The sequence below is a fragment of the Micromonospora sp. U21 genome (assembly GCF_018070045.1).
In the GTDB taxonomy this organism is placed as follows: Bacteria; Actinomycetota; Actinomycetes; order Mycobacteriales; family Micromonosporaceae; genus Micromonospora.
Window position 1 is genome coordinate 57,883 of record NZ_JAGPYK010000009.1, and the last position, 19,846, is coordinate 77,728.

The 19,846-nt window shown below is 72.9% G+C and carries 20 protein-coding genes; 12 read left to right on the forward strand and 8 right to left on the reverse strand.

Going from position 1 to position 19,846, the window contains the following annotated elements; translation table 11 throughout:
• Positions 1 to 95 precede the first annotated feature (95 nt).
• Positions 96 to 293 (forward strand): hypothetical protein, encoded by a 198-nt coding sequence (locus tag KBX63_RS14535; RefSeq protein WP_210911551.1) that lies wholly within the window; start codon positions 96 to 98, stop codon positions 291 to 293.
• Between the two features lie 92 nt (positions 294 to 385).
• On the opposite strand, the gene KBX63_RS14540 is transcribed toward KBX63_RS14535, so the two are convergent.
• Entirely contained in the window at positions 386 to 1,078 is a 693-nt protein-coding gene (locus tag KBX63_RS14540) for a Crp/Fnr family transcriptional regulator (protein ID WP_074313118.1), read from the reverse strand.
• A gap of 295 nt (positions 1,079 to 1,373) precedes the next feature.
• On the opposite strand from KBX63_RS14540, the gene KBX63_RS14545 reads away from it, so the two are divergent.
• From KBX63_RS14545 to KBX63_RS14565, 5 genes are all read left to right on the forward strand, one after another.
• A complete protein-coding gene (locus KBX63_RS14545; RefSeq protein ID WP_210911890.1) occupies positions 1,374 to 1,871 on the forward strand; it encodes a polyadenylate-specific 3'-exoribonuclease AS in 498 nt (165 codons plus the stop codon).
• Between the two features lie 89 nt (positions 1,872 to 1,960).
• Positions 1,961 to 2,464 carry a pyridoxamine 5'-phosphate oxidase family protein gene (locus KBX63_RS14550; RefSeq protein ID WP_210911552.1) on the forward strand — a complete coding sequence of 168 codons (504 nt, stop codon included), beginning with the start codon at positions 1,961 to 1,963 and terminating at the stop codon, positions 2,462 to 2,464.
• 174 nt (positions 2,465 to 2,638) lie between these two features.
• Positions 2,639 to 3,667 (forward strand): 6-phosphofructokinase, encoded by a 1,029-nt coding sequence (locus KBX63_RS14555; protein ID WP_074318808.1) that lies wholly within the window; start codon positions 2,639 to 2,641, stop codon positions 3,665 to 3,667.
• A 176-nt stretch (positions 3,668 to 3,843) separates the two neighbouring features.
• Positions 3,844 to 4,662 (forward strand): pyrroline-5-carboxylate reductase, encoded by an 819-nt coding sequence (gene proC / locus KBX63_RS14560; protein WP_210911553.1) that lies wholly within the window; start codon positions 3,844 to 3,846, stop codon positions 4,660 to 4,662.
• A gap of 44 nt (positions 4,663 to 4,706) precedes the next feature.
• Positions 4,707 to 5,057 carry a DUF2203 domain-containing protein gene (locus KBX63_RS14565; RefSeq protein ID WP_121656189.1) on the forward strand — a complete coding sequence of 117 codons (351 nt, stop codon included), beginning with the start codon at positions 4,707 to 4,709 and terminating at the stop codon, positions 5,055 to 5,057.
• Positions 5,058 to 5,216: 159 nt separating this feature from the next.
• Here KBX63_RS14565 and KBX63_RS14570 read toward each other — a convergent pair whose 3' ends face one another.
• From KBX63_RS14570 to KBX63_RS14580, 3 genes are all read right to left on the reverse strand, one after another.
• Positions 5,217 to 5,924 (reverse strand): class F sortase, encoded by a 708-nt coding sequence (locus KBX63_RS14570; RefSeq protein ID WP_307871719.1) that lies wholly within the window; start codon positions 5,922 to 5,924, stop codon positions 5,217 to 5,219.
• On the reverse strand, positions 5,894 to 6,760 hold the full coding sequence (locus KBX63_RS14575) for a DUF4397 domain-containing protein (RefSeq protein WP_247662362.1): 867 nt from the start codon (positions 6,758 to 6,760) through the stop codon (positions 5,894 to 5,896). The genes KBX63_RS14570 and KBX63_RS14575 overlap by 31 nt, the downstream gene beginning before the upstream one ends.
• Positions 6,761 to 6,892: 132 nt before the next feature.
• Positions 6,893 to 7,561, reverse strand: a complete 669-nt coding sequence (locus KBX63_RS14580) for a class I SAM-dependent methyltransferase (RefSeq protein WP_210911554.1) — start codon at positions 7,559 to 7,561, stop codon at positions 6,893 to 6,895.
• 107 nt (positions 7,562 to 7,668) lie between these two features.
• Here KBX63_RS14580 and KBX63_RS14585 point away from each other — a divergent pair, with 107 nt between their 5' ends.
• Positions 7,669 to 9,270 (forward strand): glycosyltransferase 87 family protein, encoded by a 1,602-nt coding sequence (locus KBX63_RS14585; RefSeq protein WP_210911555.1) that lies wholly within the window; start codon positions 7,669 to 7,671, stop codon positions 9,268 to 9,270.
• Positions 9,271 to 9,305: 35 nt separating this feature from the next.
• Here the strand turns inward: KBX63_RS14585 and KBX63_RS14590 are convergent, their stop codons facing one another.
• Positions 9,306 to 9,980 (reverse strand): NADPH-dependent F420 reductase, encoded by a 675-nt coding sequence (locus tag KBX63_RS14590; protein ID WP_210911556.1) that lies wholly within the window; start codon positions 9,978 to 9,980, stop codon positions 9,306 to 9,308.
• 97 nt (positions 9,981 to 10,077) lie between these two features.
• Between KBX63_RS14590 and KBX63_RS14595 the strand changes: the two genes are divergently transcribed.
• A complete protein-coding gene (locus KBX63_RS14595) occupies positions 10,078 to 10,920 on the forward strand; it encodes a GNAT family N-acetyltransferase (RefSeq protein ID WP_210911557.1) in 843 nt (280 codons plus the stop codon).
• Positions 10,921 to 10,931: 11 nt separating this feature from the next.
• On the opposite strand, the gene KBX63_RS14600 is transcribed toward KBX63_RS14595, so the two are convergent.
• Entirely contained in the window at positions 10,932 to 11,426 is a 495-nt protein-coding gene (locus KBX63_RS14600) for a glutathione peroxidase (protein ID WP_210911558.1), read from the reverse strand.
• Positions 11,427 to 11,593: 167 nt separating this feature from the next.
• Between KBX63_RS14600 and KBX63_RS14605 the strand changes: the two genes are divergently transcribed.
• The 4 genes from KBX63_RS14605 (at position 11,594) to KBX63_RS14620 (ending at position 16,594) form a co-directional block, all read left to right on the forward strand.
• Positions 11,594 to 13,219 carry a glycosyl hydrolase family 18 protein gene (locus KBX63_RS14605; protein ID WP_210911559.1) on the forward strand — a complete coding sequence of 542 codons (1,626 nt, stop codon included), beginning with the start codon at positions 11,594 to 11,596 and terminating at the stop codon, positions 13,217 to 13,219.
• Between the two features lie 180 nt (positions 13,220 to 13,399).
• Positions 13,400 to 13,897 carry a nuclear transport factor 2 family protein gene (locus KBX63_RS14610; protein ID WP_210911560.1) on the forward strand — a complete coding sequence of 166 codons (498 nt, stop codon included), beginning with the start codon at positions 13,400 to 13,402 and terminating at the stop codon, positions 13,895 to 13,897.
• A gap of 88 nt (positions 13,898 to 13,985) precedes the next feature.
• A complete protein-coding gene (locus tag KBX63_RS14615; RefSeq protein ID WP_210911561.1) occupies positions 13,986 to 15,392 on the forward strand; it encodes a class II 3-deoxy-7-phosphoheptulonate synthase in 1,407 nt (468 codons plus the stop codon).
• Between the two features lie 170 nt (positions 15,393 to 15,562).
• Positions 15,563 to 16,594, forward strand: a complete 1,032-nt coding sequence (locus KBX63_RS14620) for a low specificity L-threonine aldolase (RefSeq protein WP_210911562.1) — start codon at positions 15,563 to 15,565, stop codon at positions 16,592 to 16,594.
• A gap of 262 nt (positions 16,595 to 16,856) precedes the next feature.
• On the opposite strand, the gene KBX63_RS14625 is transcribed toward KBX63_RS14620, so the two are convergent.
• Positions 16,857 to 17,723, reverse strand: coding sequence for a deoxyribonuclease IV (locus KBX63_RS14625; protein WP_210911563.1), 867 nt, complete (start codon positions 17,721 to 17,723; stop codon positions 16,857 to 16,859).
• A 1-nt stretch (position 17,724) separates the two neighbouring features.
• A complete protein-coding gene (pknB, locus tag KBX63_RS14630) occupies positions 17,725 to 19,710 on the reverse strand; it encodes a Stk1 family PASTA domain-containing Ser/Thr kinase (RefSeq protein ID WP_210911564.1) in 1,986 nt (661 codons plus the stop codon).
• Between the last annotated feature and the right edge of the window lie 136 nt (positions 19,711 to 19,846).

The following is a 19,846-nucleotide window of genomic DNA, read 5'->3' on the forward strand; positions in this document are numbered from 1 at the left end:
TACCGGCCTGTTGGCTTGTGGACAGTCCACAAGCGGCTCGACGGACTAGATTCAGGCGGCCACATGTCGATCAGCGACCAGAGGGGGACAGGTCAATGGTGTACGTCAAGCTGGAGAGCGAATGGACCGACGGCAACGGGGTCAGCCACTCCGCGGGTGACTCGGTGGACGTCGACGCCGCCACCCTCGCCACCCTCCAGGCCGAGGGCATCGTCATCGAGCAGTCCCACGGCCCGGACGGTGACGGCAAGGGTCCGGACAAGTGGGCCGGGCCGGGCAGCTCCGGGGTCTGACTCAGCGCCGGTGACGCGACGACGCGGCCGGGTCGCCCACGGGTGACCCGGCCGCGTCGTGTCCGCTTCGGTGCGCTGCCCGCGCCGGCGGGTCAGCGGTCGTTCATGCCGGCGCGCCGACGAAGCGCGGCGACGTCGGTCACCACGATCCGCCGCCCCTCGGTACGCAACCAGCCACGACTGGCGAACGAGCCGATCGCCTGGTTGACGCTCTGCCGGGAGCCGCCGGCCATCTCGGCCAGTTGGCTCTGGTTGAGCTCGATCGTGATCATCGGGGCCTGACTCTCGCCGGCGAGCCGGACCAGCGTCTTGGCCACCCGGCCGGGCAGGTCGAGGAAGACGTGGTCGGCGTTCTGCTCGGTGAGCCGGCGGATCAGCGCGCCCAGCGAGCGCATCACCGCGTCCAGGATGCGCGGGTTGGAGTGCACCAGCTCCATGAACGCCCCCCGGGACAGCGCGAGCGCCGCGCAGTCCTCGATGGCCTCGGCGGAGGCGGACCGGGTGGAGGCGTCGAGCAGGGAGACCTCGCCGAGCACGTCGGGCGGACGGATCACCGACAGCACGGCCCGCTCGCCGGTGGGCGCGGTGCGGAAGACGGCCACTGCGCCGCGGCGCAGCACGATCAGCGACTCGCCCGGGTCGTTCTCCACGAAGAGCAGCTGACCCTTGCGGTAGGTGCGCGGGACGGCGGCGGCGATGACACGCTGCCGCACCTCGGGCTCCAGCCCGGCGAACATCTCGACACCCGTGAGCGCATCACCCGGCTCCGGCAGGCGAACCTCCACGGCCCAACCCCTCCCCGGTCAAGGACCACAACTCGCTCACCGGGCGAACCTGATGGCCCCGACAAGGTGAACTGACACCGGTTCGGCGTCCGGTAGCGGTACACATCAGATCATGACGGTCCGGTCGCTTGCTGTACACCCCTCGAAGCACTTCCGTGACCGTCGCGAGCTGCGGCGTACCGCGTCCTGAGGTGCCGTTCCAGGCCGGTGCCGCGGCTCACCCGCCGGTCGGGGCCCCGCCGTCCGCGGGCCCCCGCCGCCCACCGTCGGCCGGCGGTGGGCGAGGATGGCCGGAATGGTCTACCGCTACTTCTACGACTGCGAGTTCATCGAGGACGGCCGGAGCGTCGACCTCGTGTCGATCGGTGTCGTCGACGAGTACGGCCGCGAGTTCTACGCGGTCTCCACCGAGTTCGACGACTCCCGTGCCGTGCCCTGGGTCCGGCGCAACGTGCTCGACAAGCTGCCCTCGCCGGCGGACCGGGCATGGCGCTCGCGGGAGCGCATCCGCGACGACCTGTACGACTTCCTGCTCGAGCCGGTCCGGGACCGGCCGGGGGAGCAGTTGGAGCTGTGGGCCTGGTACGCCGCGTACGACCACGTGGTGCTCGCGCAGCTCTGGGGTGCGATGCCGGCGCTCCCCCGGGAGATCCCCCGGTTCACCAAGGAGCTGCGGCAGCTGTGGGACGACCGGGGCCGGCCGGTCCTGCCGGACGCGGACGCGGCCCGGCACGACGCTCTGGTCGACGCCCGGCACAACCTGGCACGCTGGCGGGCGATGACGGCCCGCTGAGCGGCGGTCGCGGTGCGATCGTGGCACCGGAGGTTTGACCGGTTCTGTCCGGGGCACCGGTTCGACGAGTCGAGCCGAGGGAGAGTGCCATGAGCAACGAGCCGACCAGCGCAGCCGAGGCACGTGCCCGGGTCACCGAGCTGGTTCGGGCCGCGCGGATCTGCATGCTCACCACGATGGCCCTGGACGGGCGGCAGGTGAGCCGACCGATGGGGCTCCAGGAGGCCGAGTTCGACGGCGACCTGTGGTTCTTCGCCCACGCCGACTCGGCCAAGGTCCGCCAGATCCGGGTGAACCCGGAGGTCAACGTCGCCTTCTCTGACCAGAAGCACAACGCCTGGGTGTCGGTCTCCGGCACCGCCAACGAGGGGTTCGATCGGGCCCACGCCGAGCGGCTGTGGAACCCGCTGCTCGAGACCTGGTTCCCGGATGGGCTGGACACCCCCGGCCTGACGTCGATCAAGGTGCACGCCAGCTCCGCCGAGTACTGGGACTCGCCCGGCAGCACCATGGTCAACCTGCTCGGCTTCGCCCGGGCCGCGGTGACCGGCCGGGCACCGGAGGCCGGCGAGAACCATGCGGTGACCTACTGACCGGCGGCGGGGGGCGGGTCGCCCCGTGGGGCGCGCTGTCGGTGTTCGGGCAGGCCGACTACAGTGCGCAGTGACGGCCCGCCCCGGGCCGGCAACGGCGCCGATGGTCTGATCTGACACATATCCTGGGGCTTAATCGGGCTTTACCTGATGCTCCAGGAGGATGAGCGGATCATGCGTATCGGCGTGCTCACCGGCGGCGGCGACTGCCCGGGTCTCAACGCGGTCATCCGGGCGGTGGTCCGCAAGGGCGTCGCCACCTACGGTCACGAGTTCGTGGGCTTCCGGGACGGCTGGAAGGGCCCGCTGGAGGGCCTGTCCCGGCCCCTGGACATCGCCGACGTCCGCGGCATCCTGCCCCGCGGCGGCACCATCCTCGGCTCGTCCCGGACCAACCCGTTCAAGATCGAGAACGGCGTCGAGCGGATCAAGGACAATCTCGCCGAGCAGGGCGTGGACGCGTTGATCGCGATCGGCGGCGAGGACACCCTCGGCGTCGCCACCAAGCTCTACGAGCTGGGCGTGCACGTGGTCGGCGTGCCGAAGACCATCGACAACGATCTGGGCGCCACCGACTACACGTTCGGCTTCGACACCGCGGTCAACATCGCGATGGAGGCCATCGACCGGCTGCACACCACCGCGGAGAGCCACCACCGCACCCTGGTCGTCGAGGTGATGGGCCGGCACGCCGGCTGGATCGCCCTGCACGCCGGCCTGGCCGGTGGCGCCAACGTGATCCTGCTGCCCGAGCGGCAGTTCGACGTCGACCAGGTGGCCGGCTACGTCGAGAAGCGCTTCCAGCACCAGTACGCCCCGATCGTCGTGGTCGCCGAGGGCGCTCAGCCGCTCGACGGCCAGATGGTCCTCGCCAACCAGGAGCTCGACTCGTTCGGCCACGTCCGCCTCGGCGGCATCGGCCAGTGGCTGGCCGAGCAGCTGGAGGCCAAGACCGGCAAGGAGGCCCGCACGGTGGTGCTGGGCCACATCCAGCGCGGCGGCACCCCGACCGCGTTCGACCGGGTGCTCGCCACCCGCCTGGGCCTGCAGGCCATCGACGCGGTGCACGAGGGCGACTGGGGCAAGATGGTCGCGATGCAGAGCACCGACATCGTCCGGGTGCCGCTGGCCGAGGCCACCCGCGAGCTGAAGACCGTGCCGCTGGAGCGGTACGCCGAGGCCGAGGTCTTCTTCGGCAGCTGACGAGGGCGCGGCGGCGAGGGCGGGCCCTGAGGCCCACCCCCGCCACCCCCCCGCCGGCGGCGCTGCGCTGCCGCGCCGCGCCGCCGGCCCCGTCGATCTAGGGCATGTTGCTGTTCGAGGAGATCAACTCACCACGATCCGCCCTAGATCGGCGGGGTCAGGGAGGGTACGTCGAGATGTCAGCCGGGGTGCACACGGTCGCGGTGATCGGCGCGGGCAAGATCGGTGAGCTGATGCTCTCCGGGTTGCTGCGCTCGGGATGGCCGGTGGATCGGCTGCTGGCCACCGCCCGCCGGCCGACCCGCGCCGAGGAGCTGACCGCCCGCTACGGCGTCCGGGTGGTCGACAATCTGACGGCGGTCGGCGAGGCGGCGGTGCTCGCGGTCTCGGTCAAGCCGCAGGACGCCGCCACGTTGCTGGACGAGATCGGCCCCAAGGTGCCCGCCGACAAGCTGGTCATCTCGCTCTGCGCCGGGCTGCCCACCAGCTTCTTCAACCGCCGGCTGCCCGAGGGGACGCCGGTGGTCCGGGTGATGACCAACACCCCGGCCCTGGTCGACCAGGCGATGACGGCGATCTCGGCGGGCGCGCACGCCACCGGTGCGCACCTGGCGCTGGCCGAGGAGATGTTCAAGCCCCTCGGCCAGACGATCCGGGTGCCCGAGTCGCAGCAGGACGCGGTCACCGCGCTCTCCGGCTCCGGCCCGGCCTACTTCTATCTGCTGGTCGAGGCCATGATCGACGCCGGGATCCTGCTCGGGCTGCCCCGGCAGGTGGCGCACGAGCTGATCGTGCAGACCGCGATCGGCTCCGCGGTGATGCTGCGCGACTCCGGCGAGCACCCGGTCAAGCTGCGCGAGGCGGTCACCTCGCCGGCCGGCACCACCATCTCCGCCATCCGCGAGCTGGAGAAGCACGGCGTCCGGGCGGCGCTGCTCGCCGCGCTGGAGGCGGCCCGGGACCGCGCCCGCGAACTGGCCGCCCAGGCCGACTGAAGCCGCAGGGCCTGGCCGCCCGGCGCGTGCCGCATACTGGCCCGGTGTTCACACTCGCCCAGGCCCGGCACCTGGTGGCCACCCTGCAGCCGCGCGTCGACGAGTTGATCCGGCTCCGGGCCGACCTGGCCGAGCTACGCGTCGACCTCGCCGATCACGGCGTCAGCGCGCTCGGCGGGCTGGCCGAGGTGAAGGGGCTGGAGGCCCGGCTGCACGCCGTCGTCGACGAGCTGCACCAGCACGACATCCAGGTCAAGGGCATCGCGCCGGTGCTGCTCGACTTTCCCGGCGAACGCGCCGGCCGCGCCGTGCTCTGGTGCTGGCTGGAGGGGGACTCCGACGTGCGCTGGTACCACCGGGCCGAGTGCGGCTTCGCCGGCCGCCGTCCGGCCTGACGCTCCCGTCACCGCACGATCCACTCCACATCCCGGAAGCCGGGGCATCCCGGTGAGCCGGAAGCCCCGACATCCGGGAACCGGAGTCGATCAGGCCGCGACCGGCTCAGGCCGCGACCGGCTCAGGCCGCGACCGGCTCAGCCCGCGGCGTCGCCGGCTCAGCCTGCGGCGGACTCCGGCAGGGCAGGGTCGGCGGCGTCGGCCACCGCGAACACCACCACGTTGTCCCGGTAGTGCCCGCGCCGCCGGTCGAAGTCGCCGCCACAGGTGACCAGGCGCAGCTCCGCGCCGGGCGTGGGGCCGTAGACCACGGCGGTCGGAAACCGGTCCTTGCGGGTGCGCAGCGACCCGGTCACCCGGAACGGCAGGCGCTGCCCACCGCGCCACACCTCCACCCGGTCGCCGGGACGCAGTTCGCCGAGCCGGGCGAAGACCGCCGGGCCGCGCCGCGAGTCCAGGTGTCCGGCCAGCACGGCCGGGCCGGTGTCACCGGGGGCCGGGCCGCCGCCGTACCAGCCGGCCGTCTCGAAGTCGGTCGGCGGAATCAGCGTGCCGGCGTGGTCCAGACCCAGGACGGTGAGCGTGGAGTCGACGCCGATCCGCGGTACGCGTACCCGGGTGGGTGGACCCTGCGGCGCGGGCGCCGCGGCAGCGGACGGGCAGTCGTCGGTGCAGCCGGGCCGCCAGCTCGCCGCCGGCGGCGGCGCCGGGCCGGTGGTGGCCAGCCCGACCCCGGTGCCGGCGGCCAGGCAGACCGCCGCGCCGGCCGAGACCAGCGCGGCCAGCGGCACCCGGCGGTCGCGGTGCCGTCGGATCGCTGGGCCGGGCCCGGTGCTCACCAGGTGGTGCGCCGCCGCCGACGCCACAGCAGCAGGCTCACCGCGACGGCCGCCGCGGCCAGCCCGCCGGCCACCAGGGGGTACGCACCGCGCCCGGCTGCGGCGGTGCCGCCGGCGCCGGTGTCCACCCCACCGGCGGGGACGACGGTGCCGCCCTCGGCGTCGCGGCGCAGCTCGGCGGTGAGACCGCCCTGCTTCGCGTCGAGCACCAGCAGGGAGTAGACGGCGCCGCCGGTGAGCCGCACCTCGGTGTCGGTGCTCGGCCCGCCGGCCCCGGTCAGCCGCAGCCGCCAGCTACCCGGCTCCACCTGCTGGTAGTCCGTGGTGGTGGCGAACTGCACGCCGTTGGCGATCATCGGGCCGTCGGCGGCGGCCACATCCAGCACCGGGGTCCGCACGGACGCCTGCACGACGCGCACCTTGGCGCGACCCCGGGTGGGCGCGCTGAGGTCGTCGTTGAGCACCCGCAAGCCCAGGTCGGCGTGCCGGCCGACGCCGGCCACCGTGTACGCGTCGCCACTGGTCACCGCGACCTCGGTGGTGAGGACCGGGGGACCGCTGGCGGGGGCGCCCGCCTCGCGCATCGCCACCGCGTACCGGCCGGGCGCCAGCTCCAGGTAGTCGGAGACCACGCCATAGCCCACTCCCGGAAAGACCCGTGGCTTCGCGGCGTCGGGGGCGGCCAGGTAGACGTCCACGGCCGGGGTGTCGGGGGAGAGATGGGCGAGCCGGACGTATCCGACGGTGTCCGCGCCGGCGCTGGCCGGTGTGGAGACGCCGACGGCGGCGAGGGTGGTGCAGAGCAGGAGCGCGCCAGCGCCGGCCAGCAGCCGGCGGGGCACGGTGGTAGGGAGCATGCGCATGTCGCCTCCGAGAGCACGGTCGGTGAGCGGGCGGCAACCCACGGAACAGAGTCCCGTGTACGGGACCAGGGCGCAAGTTGTCACCGGCATGTCGGCGGATTTTTGTCAGCTATCGATGATCGTCCGGGCCGATCAGTCCTTCACGGCGAGGAAGCCGAGCAGATCCGGCACGCCGTCCGGCCCCGCCTCGGCGATCCGGACGAGCCGGAGACCGGCGGTCACGGTCGCGTTGAGCAGGTCGGCGAGCGGGACGTGCCAGGCACCGACCCGGACGCGGACGCCGCTGGTGTTCCAGCTGGCGAAGCTGCGTGACCGGTCGGCGTACCGCTCGTCGACGACGACGCTTCGCCGCTGGCTCCGGTCGGCGAACGCCCCCACGAAGCACGGATGCACGCCCAGGTGCACGAACCGCCCGCCGGGGCGCAGCACCCGGGCGACCTCGCGCAGCACGGCAGGGTAGTCGGGCACGTCGGTGCTGGAGAGCACGCACATCGCGGCGGGCAGCGACGCGCCGGCTACGGCCAGCTCCGTCGCGTCGACCCGCGCCACCGGCAGCCGCCCGGCGGCGTGCCGCAGTTGCCCGCCGGACAGGTCCATGCCCACCGGCGTCCAACCCAGACTCGACGGCACGGCCGCATGCGCGCCGGTGCCGCAGCAGACGTCCAGGCAGGTGCCCTCGCCCGGACCGAGCAGGTCCGCGAGGGTGCCGTGCACCCGCCGGAGATAGTCACCCCCGGCGGAGATGAAGTCCTCGTACCAGTCCGCGTGGGCGTCGTACGCCGGTGTGCTCGTCGCTCCCATCCGCCGATGCTAGGGACGTGCGCCCGCCACGCGGAGGCCGTTCTCCCGACGGCAGACGCGGTGTCGACGGGCCGACGCAGATCGTTGTGCTCCCTTATTCTCGGTCGATGCGGGATCGCCGAGTGGCGCTGGTGTGGACGGCCTTCGTCGTCGTCGCGCTGGTGTCCTGTGTGCTCGTGTCGCGACGCGAGGACCGCCTCTCCGACCTGCACATCTACTACGGAGCGTTGTCCGACCTGCACGCCGGGCGGCCGCTGTACGGATACGTGGCGGAGAACGGGGGGCCGTTCACCTATCCGCCGTTCGCCGCCCTCGTGCTGGGTCCGATCACCGCCGTCAGCGAGGGCGTGTTGCAGGCGGTCTGGCTGCTGGCGACGTGCGCGGCCGTCGTCGCCATCGCCGGGTCGGTCGGTGTCGCGCTGACCGCCCGACGGTCCCGTCGCCCGCTCGTCGTGGCGGTGGCGGCCACGGTGCTGATGCTCTCCGCGCCGGTGCAGAGCAACCTGCGCTTCGGGCAGGTCAGCATCTTCGTCGTGCTGATGGCGCTGCTGGACGGGATGGGCGTGGTTCCACCCCGCGTGCGTGGCGTGCTGGTCGGGGTGGCCGCGGCGATCAAGCTGACCCCACTGCTGTTCGTGGTCTACTTCCTCGTCACCGGTCGCTACCGCGACGCCGGCCGGGCGGCGGCGACGTTCGTGGCCTGCGCCGGGCTCGCCGCGATCGTGCTGCCCGGCGAGAGCTGGACCTACTGGACCCAGGCCGTGCGGCAGACCTCCCGGATCGGCAACCTGGCCTCGCTCGGCAACCAGTCCGTGCACGGGATGCTGCTGCGCGTCGGGGTCGACGAGGCGGCGCTGCCCCTCCTCTGGGCCGGTCTGGTGGCGCTCATCTGCGCGGCGGCGCTGCTGCGCGCCCGGCAGTTGACCGCGCAGGGCCGCCCCGGGCACGCCGCGGTGCTCGTCGGTTGCGCCACCGTGGCCGCGTCCCCGGTTTCCTGGACCCACCATCAGGTGTGGCCGGTGCTCGCCGCGATGCTGCTGATCGGCGCGTCCGGCGTCACCCAGCGGGCCGCCGGCGCGGCGCTGCTCGCCGCCATGGTCGTCTCGTTGGGGGCCGTCCTCAGCCCGGTGTCGATACGGCCGGGCGTGCAGTTCCTGTTGGAGAACGCGCGCGCCGTCGGGGTGTGCCTGCTGTGCCTGGCCGGCTTCGGTGGCGTCGCGGTCGCCGCCGCCCGGACGCACCGGCGACCGGCCGCCGGGCGGGCCTGGTGGCGGGTGGGCGTCACGGCCACCGTGGCGGTGGCGTTCTTCGCCGTGCAACCGCTGCCCGCCGGGGCGGACCCGACCTTCAAGGCGTACAGCCTCGACGACGTGGTCAACCCGCGATACTTCTTCGTCTGCCGTGGCCCGGCCGAGTGCGCCGCCTACGGCACCGACGCGCCGGTCACCTTCGGCACCCGGGCCGAGAAGACCAAGGTGCGGGTCAACGGTGTGGTCTCCGGACAGGTGGCCCGGTTGGAGTACTACTCCGCGCCGGGCGGGGCGCCCCGGACCATTCCCCTGCTCGCCGCCTACCCGGGGACGCGGACGTTCTCGTTCCGGTCGGCGAGCATGGCACAGGGTCGGCTCGTCGCGTACGCCTCGGACGGCCAGCGGATCGCCAGCTACGACGAGGAACTCGCCGCCGCCCTGCGGACGACCACCCGCTAGGCGACGCCGCAGAGGGCCCCGCCTGGCGGTGACGGTCAGCGGATGGCGGCGGCCAGGAGGGCGCGCAGCGTGTCGGCGTCGCCCCGCTTCGGGTGCTCCCAGTTGGTGGGGTCGGCCGAGTAGAGCGTGCCGTAGGCCGGGGTGTCCGGCTGGTAGCGCCACCCCTCGGCCAGCGGGCCGACGTCCACCGCGTCGTAGCCGATCCGGTCCAGGAATTCCGTCACCTCGGACTTCGCGGCGGCGTCGTCGCCGGCGATCGCGAGGGCGCTGCGGTCGGCTGCGCCCGACGGCCGGGCCAGCGAGGCCAGGTGCTTGAAGAAGATGTTGTTGAAGACCTTGACCACCCGGGCGTCCGGCAGGTGCCGCTGGAGCAGCTCGCTGCTGGTGACCTCGCCGGAGTCCAGCTCCGGGAAGTTCCCGTCGCGCTCCGTGTAGTAGTTGTTGGTGTCGATGACGACCTTGCCGGCCAGCGGCTCCACCGGCACCGCCCGGTAGGCCTTCAGGGGAACGCTGACCACCACGAGGTCGCCGACCTGCGCCGCGTCCTGTGCCATGCCGGCGCTGGCGTGCTGGCCCAGCTCGTCGACCAGCTCGGTGAGCGTCTCCGGCCCCCGCGAGTTGCTCAGCACCACCTCGTAGCCGGCGGCCACCGCCAGCCGGGCCAGGGTGCCGCCGATGTTGCCACTGCCGATCAGTCCCACAGTTGTCATGTTGGTTCCCAACTCCGTCCACCCGCGACACATTCCCGACCGCCGTGGTGGGTTATTCCGGTTGTCGAGGCGCCGACGGGTGCGCAGAATGCCGTCCGTGCAGTGTCTGACCGAGGATCTCGCGACCTTCGCCGCCGCAGCCGACGCCTGGTTGCGTCGCGAGCCCGTCCTGCACAACGTACTGCTCACGCTGGTCGCGGACCGGCTCTCCGGTGACGTGCCACTCTCCGGGGACGAGCGGTTCGTCCGGGTGGTCGACGGCGCGACGGTGGGTGCGGCGGTGCACACGCCGCCGCGCGGGCCGTTGCTCGGCGCGGTGTCGGCGGCGGCCACGCGGGCGCTCGCCGAGCACTTCGTCCGGGCGGTGCCGCCGCTGGTCGAGGTGCACGGCCCGGTCCCGGCCGTGGTCGGGTTCGCCGAGCGGTACGCCCAACACGCTGACAGGATCGCCGTACCCGGCACCGCGCAGCGGATCTTCCAGCTGGACGCGGTCCGGCCGCCGGTGGGTGTGCCCGGACGCGCCCGCCCGGCCACCGCCGCGGACCGGGACCTGCTGATCGCCTGGTCCGCCGCGTACGGCGCGGAGACGATGCCCGACGGTCCGCCGGTCGACGCGGCCGGGCAGATCGGCGCCCGACTGCCGTACGGCGACCTGCTCTGGCTGTGGGAGCAGGCCGGCACGCCGGTCTCGACGGCCTGGCTGAGCCGGCCGGTCGCCGGCGTGGTCCGAATCAGCGGCGTGTACACGCCGCCACAGTGGCGGGGGCACGGCTACGCCAGCGGCTGCGTCGCGCACGTCAGCCAATACGCGCTGGACGCCGGCGCCGCCGCGTGCGCGCTCTACACCGATCTCGCCAACCCGACCAGCAACCGGATCTACCAGGCCCTCGGCTACCGCCCGCTGGCGGACGCGGCGCAGTGGCGGTTCGCCGGGCCGTGATGCCAGCCGGGTCAGGCCGTGGCGGGTAGCACCTTCTCGATGGCGGCGCGCAGCTCGTCGGCGCCGGGCTCGACCGTGGGGGCGAACCGGGCGGCGACCGTGCCGTCCGGCGCCACCAGGAACTTCTCGAAGTTCCACCGGACGTCCCCGGTGTGCCCGTCGGCGTCCGGGGTGTCCACCAGCGCGGCGTAGAGCGGGTGCCGGTCGGGGCCGTTGACGTCGACCTTCTCGGTCAGCGGGAAGGTGACCCCGTAGTTGACCTCGCAGAAGTCGCTGATCTCGGCGGCGCTTCCCGGCTCCTGCCCGGCGAACTGGTTGCAGGGCACGCCGAGCACCACCAGGCCGCGGTCGGCGTAGGAGTCCGCGAGGGTCTGGAGGCCGGCGTACTGGGGGGTGAGGCCGCAGCGGGAGGCCACGTTGACGACCAGCAGCGCCCGGCCGCGGTAGCGGGCGAGGTCGGCGGGGCCGCCGGTGAGGGCGTCGATCGGGATGTCGAAGACGGTCATGGCCCGAGGCTACGCGCCGGCCGGCGGGGCTCCGATGACGGGCGGAGCAGGTGCACTCCACGCACCAGAAGAAATCGAAACATGCACATCTTGACGAAGTGATGACGCCGTGAGTACCGTCTCACCATCTCTTTTGGAAAGTTTCCTAACAGTTCGGGAGACGCCTCATGAAAAGATCGCTCCGCCGGGCCCTCTGGGCCGGTGCCGTGGTCGCCGTGACCGTCGCGGCGGTGCCGATGACCACCGCGTTCGGCGCCGGCACGGTCACCACCACGTTCACCAAGGCACAGGACTGGGGGACCGGTCACGAGACGAGGGTGACCGTCACCAACGGGTCGAGTGCCACGGTCAGCACCTGGCGTATCGAATTCGACCTGCCGTCGGGCACCACCATCAGCAGTTCCTGGGACGCCGACGTGACCAGCAGCGGCAACCACTACGTCGCAGTCAAGAAGAGCTGGGCCGGTGGGCTCGCCCCGGGCGCCTCGTTCAGCTGGGGCTACAACGGCACCGGCGCCTACAAGGCGCCACTGAACTGCACGGTCAACGGCGCGGCCTGCGGCGGCGGCACCCCTCCGCCGACCACGCCCCCGCCGACCACCACCCCGCCCACCACGGCCCCGCCCACCACCCCGCCGCCCACCACTCCGCCGCCGACCACCACCCCGCCGAACCCGGGTGGCAAGAAGGTCGTCGGCTACTTCGCCGAGTGGGGCGTCTACGGGCGCAACTACCACGTCAGGAACATCCAGACCAGCGGCTCGGCCGCCAAGCTGACCCACATCCTGTACGCCTTCGGCAACACCACCGGCGGCCGCTGCGCCATCGGGGACAGCTACGCCGACTACGAGAAGGCGTACACGGCGGCGGACAGCGTCGACGGCGTCGCCGACACCTGGGACCAGCCGCTGCGCGGCAGCTTCAACCAGCTGCGCAAGCTCAAGCAGATGAACCCGCACCTCAAGGTGATCTGGTCCTTCGGTGGCTGGACCTGGTCCGGCGGCTTCACCCAGGCTGCGCAGAACCCGGCCGCCTTCGCCGAGAGCTGCTACAACCTGGTCGAGGACCCGCGCTGGGCGGACGTCTTCGACGGCATCGACGTCGACTGGGAGTACCCCAACGCCTGCGGCCTGACCTGTGACACCAGCGGCCCGAACGCGTTCAAGAACGTGATCAGCGCGCTGCGGTCGAGGTTCGGCTCCAACGCCCTGGTCACGGCCGCGATCACCGCGGACGGCAGCAACGGCGGCAAGATCGACGCCACCGACTACGCCGGCGCCATCGGCAACCTCAACTGGCTGATGCCGATGACGTACGACTACTTCGGCGCGTTCAACGCCCAGGGCCCGACCGCCCCGCACTCCCCGCTCACGTCGTACACCGGCATCCCGCAGCAGGGCTTCAACTCCGACGCGGCGATCCAGAAGCTCAAGAGCAAGGGCGTCCCGGCCAACAAGCTGCTGCTGGGCATCGGCTTCTACGGCCGGGGCTGGACCGGCGTCACCCAGGCCGCCCCGGGCGGCAGCGCCACCGGCGCGGCGCCGGGCACGTACGAGGCGGGCATCGAGGACTACAAGGTCCTCAAGAACACCTGCCCGGCCACCGGCACGGTCGCCGGCACCGCGTACGCCAAGTGCGGCAGCAACTGGTGGAGCTACGACACCCCGTCGACCATCAACGGCAAGATGACGTACGCGAAGAACCAGGGCCTCGGTGGCGCGTTCTTCTGGGAGCTCTCCGGTGACACCGGCAACGGGGAGCTCATCGGCGCCATCAAGGGCGGTCTCGGCTGAGCCGAGGGCCGACGCACCACCCACACGGCGGGGAGGGGCACGCACCGCCCCTCCCCGCCCGTGACGTACCGGCCCGGTCGACGCCCAGCGTCGGCCGGGCCGCCGGCGTTGGGCGGGGCCGGCCCGATGTGGCAGACTCGCGGCTCGGCAGTCTCGATGTCCCCGTCGACGGAGGTGGTCATGCGCCCGACCCACCGCAGGCTGGCGGCGACCGCCGCCGGGCTGGTGCTGCTGCCGGTCGCCCTGGTTGGCTGCGGGCTCACCGGCGGCGGCGACGAGCCGGCCGCCAAGCCTGAGCGGGCCCCCGCCGAGGAGGCCGCCACCCGGTCCCGCGAGCGCGTGCAGGCGTACCTCGACGCGATGACCGCCAAGGACGTCGCCGCCGGCCGAAGCCAGCTCTGCGCGCTGCTGCACGAGGGCTTCGACCTGGGCGCGACCGGCCCCAACGGCGACTTCGCCGATCACTTCGAGGTGCCCGAGGCGGCGATCACCGACGTCCGGTCCGGCCCGCGTGGCCAGGAGGTCAGCGTCTCGGTCTCGGTCACCGCCGGCAAGCGCAAGACCACCCGGCCGCTGGTGTTCACCGTCACCCGGGACGGCGGCGACTGGTGCATCGCCGGGGAAGCGCCGGGCGCCGCCGCGACGCCGGCCGGCGTCGTCCCCTCGCCCGCTTCCTGACCTGCGCCGGCTGGGAGTGGTCTCCCATCTGCCGGAACCGTCCCCCTCGCCGCCCGGGCACCCCGGCGGTCGCCGTACGCTTTCTGTCATGCGCCATGAGTGGCATCAGCTGAGCCATCCCGCGGTGGGCAGCCCGGGCCTGCAGACCAGCCGACCGACCGTCGACTCCGCCGAGGACGCCGCCCTCGGTCTCGACCGCTGGCGGGGCCTGCCCCGCGAGCAGACCCCGCCGTGGGCCGACCCGGCCACCGTCGCCGAGGTCTGCAAGGTGCTCGACACCGTGCCGTCGGTCGTCGCGCCCTACGAGGTGGACCAGCTCCGGCAGAAGCTCGCCCTGGTCTGCGAGGGCAAGGCGTTCCTGCTCCAGGGCGGTGACTGCGCCGAGACCTTCGCCGACAACACCGAGAGCCACCTGCTGGCCAACGCCCGCACCCTGCTCCAGATGGCGATCGTGCTCACCTACGGCGCGTCGCTGCCGGTGGTCAAGGTCGCCCGGGTCGCCGGGCAGTACACCAAGCCCCGCTCGCTGCCCACCGACGCGCGTGGTCTGCCCGCCTACCGCGGCGACATGATCAACTCGCTGGAGGCCGACCCGGCCGCCCGGGTCGCCGACCCGCAGCGCATGATCCGGGCGTACGCCAACTCGGCGGCGGCGATGAACATGCTCCGGGCGTACCTCGCCGGCGGGCTCGCCGACCTGCACGCCGTGCACGACTGGAACAAGGGCTTCGTGAAGAACTCCCCGGCCGGGGAGCGCTACGAGGCGATCGCGCGGGAGATCGACCGGGCGCTGGCCTTCATCCGGGCCTGCGGGATGACCGACGACGAGGCGCTGCGCACCGTCACCCTCTACTGCTCCCACGAGGCACTCGCCCTGGAGTACGACCGGGCGCTCACCCGCGTCTCCGACCGCCGGGCGTACGGGCTCTCCGGGCACTTCCTCTGGATCGGCGAGCGCACCCGGCAGATCGACGGCGCGCACATCGACTTCATCTCCCGGATCGCCAACCCCATCGGCGTCAAGCTCGGCCCGTCCACCTCTCCGGACGAGGCGATCGAGCTGTGCGAGAAGCTCAACCCGGACAACGTCCCCGGCCGGCTCACCCTGATCAGCCGGATGGGCAACCACCGGGTGCGCGACGCCCTGCCGCCGATCGTGGCCAAGGTCACCGCGGCCGGCGCCAAGGTCGTCTGGCAGTGCGACCCGATGCACGGCAACACGCACGAGTCGTCCAACGGCTACAAGACCCGGCACTTCGACCGCATCGTCGACGAGGTGCTCGGCTACTTCGAGGTGCACCGGGGGCTGGACACCCACCCCGGTGGCCTGCACGTCGAACTGACCGGCGAGGACGTCACCGAGTGCCTCGGTGGCGCCCAGGGCATCGAGGACCTCGACCTGCCCGACCGGTACGAAACCGCCTGCGACCCGCGACTGAACACTCAGCAGTCGTTGGAGTTGGCCTTCCTGGTAGCGGAGATGCTCCGTGGCTGACGCGAGGAGTGAGCTTGCGAGCCCCGCAGTCGGCGGCCGAACAAGGATGACAGTGGCTGACGCGAGGAGTGAGCTTGCGAGCCCCGCAGTCGGCGGCCGAACAAGGATGACAGTGGCTGACGCGAGGAGTGAGCTTGCGAGCCCCGCAGTCGGCAGTCGAGAGGATGATCGTGGCTGACGTATTCGTGGACCTGCGGTCCGACACGGTGACCCGACCGACTCCCGGCATGCGGGAGGCGATGGCCACCGCCGAGGTCGGCGACGACGTCTACGGCGAGGACCCGACCGTCAACGCGCTGGAGGCCGAGGTCGCCGCGCTGTTCGGGCATGAGGCGGCGCTGTTCGCGCCGAGCGGGTCGATGGCCAACCAGATCGCCCTGCAACTGCTGGTGTCGCCCGGTAACGAGCTGCTCTGCGACGCCGACGCCCACGTGGTCACGTACGAGATCGGCGCCGCGGCCGCGTACGGCGGGATTTCCTCCCGGACCTGGCCGGCGGTCGGCGCGGACATCGACCCGGAGACGGTCGCCGGGATGATCAGGCCGGACGGCTACTTCGCGGTCCCCACCCGCGCGATCGCGGTCGAGCAGACCCACAACCGGGGTGGCGGGGGAGTGATCCCGCTGGCCACCCTCCGGGAGCTGCGCCGGGTCGCCGACGAGGCAGGGGTGGCCTTGCACTGTGACGGCGCCCGGATCTGGCACGCGCACGTCGCCGACGGTGTGCCGCTGGTCGAGTACGGCCAGCTCTTCGACACGCTGTCGGTCTGCCTCTCCAAGGGCCTCGGCGCGCCGGTCGGCTCGCTGGTGGTGGGCAGCGCGGAGAAGATCGAACGGGCCCGGTTGATCCGCAAGCGGATGGGTGGCGGCATGCGCCAGGCCGGCATCCTCGCCGCCGCCGGCCGGTACGCGCTGGCGCACCACGTCGACCGGCTCTCCGAGGACCACGCCAGGGCGGCCCGGCTCGCCGAGGCGGTCGCGCCGTTCGGCGTGCTCGCCACCGCGGTCCGCACCAACCTGGTTCCGTTGGACCTGACCAAGCACGCGCTGGACGCACGCGCCCTGGCCGCCGCCGCGCGGGCCGAGGGCGTGCTGATCTCGGTGCTCGGCCCGCGTACCGCCCGCCTGGTCACCCACCTGGACCTCGACGACGCCGGCGTCACCCGCGCCGCCACCGTCCTGGCCCGCCTCCTGGCCGCCTGACCCCCCGCACGGCGCCGCGCGCCCCGCGCCCCGCGCGCCCCCCGCCGCGATCTAGGGGAAATCGTCGCTAGTTGATCTCCAGCCATGACGATTTCCCCTAGATCCACGCGTCTGACGCCACGCGGGCCCCCACGCGTCTGACGCCACGCGGGCCTCCACGCGTCTGATGCCGCGCGGGCCTCCACGCGTCTGATGCCGCGCGGGCCCCCACGCGTCTGACGCCGCGCGGGCCCCGCGCTGGGCGCCGCAGGGGAGTGGGAGTTCAGGGGCGGAGGCGGCTGAGGGTGGCGATGTCGGCGGCGTGGCCGACCTGCTTCTCGCTGGGCGTCTCCACGACGATCGGGACGCCGGCGGTCGCCGGGTGGGCCATCAGCTCGGCGAAGGCGGGCTCACCGATGGTGCCCTTACCGATGCTCTCGTGCCGGTCCCGGGTGGAGCCGCACAGGTCCTTCGAGTCGTTGGCGTGCACCAGCCGCAGCCGGTCCGCACCAACGGTGGCCACCAGCGTGTCCAGGGTCGCCGTCATGCCACCCTCGACCGCCAGGTCGTGCCCGGCGGCCCAGGCGTGGCAGGTGTCGAAGCAGACCCCGAGCATGGGGTGCCGGTCCACCGCGTCCAGGTAGGGCCCGAGATGCTCCACCCGGGAGGCGAGCGATCGGCCGCCGCCCGCGCTCGGTTCGACCAGCAGCATCGGCCCGCCGGTCTCGGCAGTCCAGTCGAGCAGCGGCAGCAGCTCCTGGCGGACCTGTCGCATCGCCGCCTCGGCGTACCCCTCGTCCACCGAACTGCCCGCGTGGAACACCACCGCCCGGGCGCCGATCGCCACGCCCCGGCGCAGCGCGTGCGCCAGCGTCAGGGCCGAACGCTCGACCGTGGCCGGGGTGGGCGAACCCAGATTGACCAGCAGCGAGGCATGGATGAAGGCCGGGATGCCCCGCTCGGCGCAGCCGTCGCGGAACAGCACATCCTGCGCCGGGTCACCTGGGGGCAGCGCCCAGCCCCGCGAGTTGGAGACGTACACCTGCACCACTTCGGCGCCGGTCGCGTCGGCGTACGGCAGGGCGGCCCTGGCCAGCCCGCCGGAGGTGGGGGTGTGCGCGCCGACCGGTCGGGAACAGGTCACCGGCATCTCAGAAACACCCGATAGTGACCTGGGTGCCCGGCGGCACCTGCGAGTTCTCGCCCGGGTTCTGGAATCGGACCACGGCGTTCGGGTTGAGCTGGATGGCCACCGGGAAGCCCTGGCTCTCCAGCACCTGCTTGGCCTGCGGGCAGGGCAGGTCGACCACCCGGGGCACCACCACCAGCGGCGGGCCCTTGCTGACGTCCAGCTTGACCTGGGCGCCCTTCTCGACGCCGGTGCCGTCGGCCGGACTCTGGCCCAGGATCTCGTCCTTGGGCTTGTCGGAGTCCTTGTAGGTCTCGACCGGCACCAGTTTGAGCTCGGCCAGGGTGGCCCGGGCCTCGGTCAGGCTCTTGCCGACCAGGTTCGGCACCGACACCGGCGCCCGACCCCGGCTCAGGATGAGGGTGACCTTCGCGCCCGGTTTGACCTCGGTGCCCACCTTGGGGGAGCTGTCCACCACGACTCCGGCCGGCAGGTTGTCGTCGTAACGGGCGGTGCCCTTGACCACCACCAGCTTCGCGTTGACCAGGTCCGCCTCGGCCAGCTCGAAGTCCTTGCCGATCACGTCCGGCACCGGGAAGCGCTCCGGGCCCAGGGAGAGGGTCAGGGTGATGGTGCCGCCCTTGACGATCTTGGTGGCCGACGCCGGGCTCTGCCCCACCACGCTGTCTTTCGGCGCCTTCTCGTCGTAGCGTGGCTCGCCGTAGGCCAGGGTGAGCCCGGCGCGCTCGACCTGCGCCTGCGCGTCGGCCTTGCTCAGGCTGACCAGCTGCGGGGCCGCCGTGTAGCGGCCGACGCCGAACCACCAGCCGCCGAGCGCGGCCACCAGGCCCAGCACCACCACCACGGCCCCGACGGCCAGCCGGCCCCGCGGGTTGCTCAGCACCGTGCCGCGCAGCGCGGCGAGCCGGGACCACAGGCCCTCCGCCGGCTCCGGCGCGGCCCGTCGCCGGCCCGGCCCCTGCCCGCCGCCCTCGGGCAGCCGGGCCCAGGCCGGGCGCTCGGCCGGGCGGACCGTGGCGACCATCATGGTCGGCTGGGACATCGGCGGCTCGTCGGTCACCCGGCGCAGCACGGCGGTACGGCTGTTCGCGTCGCCCAGGTGGTCCCGGGCCGTCTGCACCTCGGCCAGCAGCGCCCCGGCGTCGGCGGGCCGGGCGCCGGGATCGCGCCGGGTGGCCCGCTGAACCAGGTCGTCGAGGATCGGCGGCAGGCTGGGCACCAGCGTCGACGGTGCCGGCACGTCCCGGTCGACGTGCTGCCACGCGACGTCCACCGGGCGGTCGCCGTCGTAGGGCACCCGACCGGTGAGCATCTCGAACAGCACGATGCCCGCCGAGTAGACGTCGGTGCGCGGGTCGGCCCGCCCCTCGGTGACCAGCTCCGGGGCGACGTACGCCACGGTGGCCATCAGCTGGTTGCCCTGCTCCTCGTCGGCGCTCGCCTCGACCGCCCGGGCCAACCCGAAGTCGGCCACCTTGACGACGCTGTCCACCAGGTTGGCGACACCACCGGTGGGCGCCTCGGCGACCAGCACGTTCTCCGGCTTGACGTCGCGGTGCACCAGGCCGGCGCGGTGTGCGGCGGCGATCGCGGCGAGCATCTGCTCGGCGATGGCCAGCACCTCGTCCGGGTTGAGCCGGCGCCGCTCGGCCAGCACGTCGCGCAGCGTGCGGCCGCGGACGTACTCCATCACCAGGTACGGCAGCCCGCCGTGGGCGCCCTGGTCGTAGACCGCCACCACGTTCGGGTGGGTCAGCCGGGCGATGGTCTTCGCCTCGTCGGTGAACCGGGCCACGAAGTTGGCGATCCGGGCCCGCGCCTCGGACGCCTGGGTCGGGTGAATGATCTTGACTGCGACGGTGCGCTCGAGGCGCTCGTCGGTGGCGGTGTACACGGTCGCCATGCCGCCACGGGCCACGCGACCGCGAATGCGGTAGCGCCCGTCGATCAGCGAGCCCAGCAACGTGTCGGCGACCTGTGTGTCCATCGGCAGGGAGTCTATGTGTCCAGGGGGCAAAGGATGAACAGGATGCTACAGCCGGCGGCGAACCTGGTCTGTCCCGCCGCGCTCATCACCCCTGTCCCGACCCCTCACCCGCTGGTCGCCGGCGGTCCACCGAGTG

Bases quoted from the DNA above. Each gene is read 5' to 3' on its own strand.
- KBX63_RS14535 (WP_210911551.1), top strand. From the start codon at position 96: ATGGTGTACGTCAAGCTGGAGAGCGAATGGACCGACGGCAACGGGGTC.
- KBX63_RS14545 (WP_210911890.1), top strand. From the start codon at position 1,374: ATGGTCTACCGCTACTTCTACGACTGCGAGTTCATCGAGGACGGCCGG.
- KBX63_RS14550 (WP_210911552.1), top strand. From the start codon at position 1,961: ATGAGCAACGAGCCGACCAGCGCAGCCGAGGCACGTGCCCGGGTCACC.
- KBX63_RS14555 (WP_074318808.1), top strand. From the start codon at position 2,639: ATGCGTATCGGCGTGCTCACCGGCGGCGGCGACTGCCCGGGTCTCAAC.
- proC (WP_210911553.1), top strand. From the start codon at position 3,844: ATGTCAGCCGGGGTGCACACGGTCGCGGTGATCGGCGCGGGCAAGATC.
- KBX63_RS14575 (WP_247662362.1), bottom strand. From the start codon at position 6,760: ATGCGCATGCTCCCTACCACCGTGCCCCGCCGGCTGCTGGCCGGCGCT.
- KBX63_RS14580 (WP_210911554.1), bottom strand. From the start codon at position 7,561: ATGGGAGCGACGAGCACACCGGCGTACGACGCCCACGCGGACTGGTAC.
- KBX63_RS14585 (WP_210911555.1), top strand. From the start codon at position 7,669: ATGCGGGATCGCCGAGTGGCGCTGGTGTGGACGGCCTTCGTCGTCGTC.
- KBX63_RS14590 (WP_210911556.1), bottom strand. From the start codon at position 9,980: ATGACAACTGTGGGACTGATCGGCAGTGGCAACATCGGCGGCACCCTG.
- KBX63_RS14600 (WP_210911558.1), bottom strand. From the start codon at position 11,426: ATGACCGTCTTCGACATCCCGATCGACGCCCTCACCGGCGGCCCCGCC.
- KBX63_RS14605 (WP_210911559.1), top strand. From the start codon at position 11,594: ATGAAAAGATCGCTCCGCCGGGCCCTCTGGGCCGGTGCCGTGGTCGCC.
- KBX63_RS14610 (WP_210911560.1), top strand. From the start codon at position 13,400: ATGCGCCCGACCCACCGCAGGCTGGCGGCGACCGCCGCCGGGCTGGTG.
- KBX63_RS14615 (WP_210911561.1), top strand. From the start codon at position 13,986: ATGCGCCATGAGTGGCATCAGCTGAGCCATCCCGCGGTGGGCAGCCCG.
- KBX63_RS14625 (WP_210911563.1), bottom strand. From the start codon at position 17,723: ATGCCGGTGACCTGTTCCCGACCGGTCGGCGCGCACACCCCCACCTCC.
- pknB (WP_210911564.1), bottom strand. From the start codon at position 19,710: ATGGACACACAGGTCGCCGACACGTTGCTGGGCTCGCTGATCGACGGG.